The following is a 2,668-nucleotide window of genomic DNA, read 5'->3' as shown; positions in this document are numbered from 1 at the left end:
GCGATCGAATTCAGACACCCAACGCCCTCCGCAGTTCGGCGACGGTCGCGACGTGTGTCACCGCCGGCGCGCTATGGCCCGTGAAGTCGGCTTGCCCGTATCCCCAGCCGACCACCACGGTGTCGATGCCGTGGGCGGCCGCTCCTTCCACGTCATGCCAGCGGTCGCCGACCATAACCACCCGCTGGGGCAGCGGCTGCAACTGCGCCAGGGCATGCGCCAGCACGTCGGTTTTGCTGCTGCGCGAGCCATCGACGCTGGCGCCGGCGACGACCTCGAAGTGCTCGTCGAGCCCGAAGCGGGCCAGGATGCGTTGCGCGGTCGGCTCGGCCTTCGACGTCGCCACGGCCAGTCGCACGCCGGCAGCGCGCAAGTCGGCCAGCAGCGGCTCGATGCCGTCAAAAACACTGTTCACCATCCACCCGCGGGTGCTGTAGTCGGCGCGGTAGGCGGCGATCGCAGCCTCGGTGTGCTCACCCAGACCCATCGACGCCAGCGTGTGGTGCATCGGCGGACCGACGATCCAGGCGGCCACGTCACCGTCGGGCACAGCGGCGCCGACCTGGCGCAGCGCATGGCGGAAGCTGGAGACGATGCCGTCCGCGGAATCGGTGAGGGTGCCGTCGAGGTCGAAGATCACCAACTGCGGGCGAGCCTCCGGAGAAGGCGGGCACCCCGATTCAGCCAAGACCGTATCTGTCACATCCTCATTGTCCTTGACGGCCGGGCGGTCGCGTCAGCTGCTCCGGATAGCTGGTCGACAGCGCGGGCCACTACTGTTTGACCCGTGGCGAGTCTGGACTCCGGTGCCTCGATTGCGCCGCGGGGAGCGCGGTATCACGGTGATCAGGCGGCCGAGCCGGGCATGCTGGATTTCGCCGTCAACGTCCGGCACCGGCAACCGCCTGCCTGGCTCGTGCAGCGGCTGGCCGCCCGGCTACCGGACCTGGCCCGTTACCCGAGTGCCCGCGACGAACACGCCGCCCGGGATGCCGTGGCTACCCGCCATGGCCGCGCCCGCGACGACGTGGCGCTGCTGGCCGGCGCAGCAGAAGGTTTCGCCTTGTTGAGCAACCTGCGGCCCAGGCGGGCGGCGCTCATCGCGCCGTCGTTCACCGAGCCCGATGTGGCACTGACCGCGGCGGGGGTGCCGATGCACCATGTCGTATTGCCACCGCCGTTTCAGCTCGCCGATGCCGAAGTGCCCGACGACGCCGACCTAGTGGTGGTGGGCAACCCGACCAACCCCACCTCGGTGCTGCATCCCCGCGACCAGATCCTCGCGCTGCGCCGGCCGGGCCGCGTCGTGGTGGTCGACGAGGCGTTCGCCGACTCGGTTCCGGGTGAGACCGAGTCGCTGGCCGGTGACGCCTTGCCTGACGTGGTGGTGCTGCGCAGCCTCACCAAGACTTGGTCGCTGGCCGGCCTGCGGGTGGGCTACGCGCTAGGCGCCCCGGACGTGTTGGCCCGACTGACCGCGCGGCGCGCGCACTGGCCCGTGGGCACCCTGCAACTGGAGGCTATCGCGGCGTGTTGCGCGCCGGAGGCGGTGGCCGAGGCCGCGGCGCGCGCACAGCGGCTCGCGGCGCTGCGCACCGAGATGGCGGCCGCGCTGGAATCGGTGGGCGCCGAGGTGGTCGACGGGCGGGCGCCGTTCGTGTTGTTCTCCATGGGCGAGGCTGAGCTGTTACGAAAGGGATTGACGGACAAGGGGATAGCGGTACGCCGATGTGACACCTTCGTGGGGCTGGACTCGCGGTATCTGCGTGCGGCGGTGCGCCCGGAGTGGCCGGTGCTGACGGAGGCGATCGCCGAGCTCACGGTGAGCGGAGTGCCGCGATGAGTGTGAAGCTGCGCGATGTCATCGACGTACTCGACGAGGCCTACCCACCACAGCTCGCCCAGCCGTGGGACTCGGTCGGCCTAGTGTGTGGCGATCCCGACGACACCGTGGAATCAGTGACCATCGCGGTGGACGCGACGGCGGCGGTGGTCGACGAGGTGCCCGACGGCGGGCTGCTGCTGGCCCATCATCCGCTGCTGCTGCGCGGTGTGGACACCGTCGCCGCAAGCACACCCAAAGGTGCGCTGGTGCATCGGCTGATCCGGTCCGGGCGTTCGCTGTTCACCGCGCACACCAACGCTGACTCGGCATCGCCGGGAGTGTCCGACGCGCTCGCCGGGGCGCTCGGCTTGACCGTGGAGGGCGTGCTCGAGCCGTGGGCCGCCGCCGCCGATCAGGACAAGTGGGTCATCTACGTGCCGCCCGAAAATGCCGAGGCGGTAAGGGCGGCCGTCTTTGCGGCCGGCGCCGGGCACATCGGCGACTACGCGTGCTGCAGTTGGAGCGTCACCGGCACCGGGCAGTTCCTGCCCCAGGAGGGGGCATCGCCGACCATCGGCAGCGTTGGCGCGATTGAGCGGGTCGCCGAGGACCGCGTCGAAGTCATCGCACCGGCCAGGCTGCGCCGCGACGTGCTGGCGGCTATGCGGTCCGCCCACCCGTACGAGGAACCCGCCTACGACATCTTTGCGCTGGCCCCGCCTCCCAACGATGCCGGGCTGGGCCGTATCGGTGTGTTGCCGCGGCCAGTACCGTTGCGCGCGTTCGTCTCTCGGGTAGAAAACGCATTGCCGCAGACGTCATGGGGCGTGCGCGCCGCCGGCG

Annotated in this window: 3 protein-coding genes; 2 read left to right on the top strand and 1 reads right to left on the bottom strand. The window is 70.4% G+C overall.

Annotated elements, in window-relative coordinates; translation table 11 throughout:
* Window positions 1-10: 10 nt before the first annotated feature.
* Complete coding sequence (locus VFA16_RS14515; RefSeq protein WP_324968492.1) at window positions 11-703, bottom strand: HAD-IA family hydrolase; 693 nt, start codon at window positions 701-703, stop codon at window positions 11-13.
* A gap of 162 nt (window positions 704-865) precedes the next feature.
* Here VFA16_RS14515 and cobC point away from each other — a divergent pair, with 162 nt between their 5' ends.
* Window positions 866-1,843, top strand: a complete 978-nt coding sequence (gene cobC, locus VFA16_RS14510) for an Rv2231c family pyridoxal phosphate-dependent protein CobC (protein ID WP_414687720.1) — start codon at window positions 866-868, stop codon at window positions 1,841-1,843.
* Window positions 1,840-2,668: YqfO family protein (locus VFA16_RS14505; RefSeq protein WP_324968490.1), on the top strand; the 829-nt coding region annotated here is incomplete at its 3' end. The genes cobC and VFA16_RS14505, both read left to right, overlap by 4 nt.

The sequence above is a fragment of the Mycobacterium sp. genome, from assembly GCF_035653355.1.
Classification (GTDB): Bacteria; Actinomycetota; Actinomycetes; order Mycobacteriales; family Mycobacteriaceae; genus Mycobacterium.
Note: the sequence above shows the minus strand (reverse complement) of the source record. Positions and strands in the feature narration are given on the sequence as shown.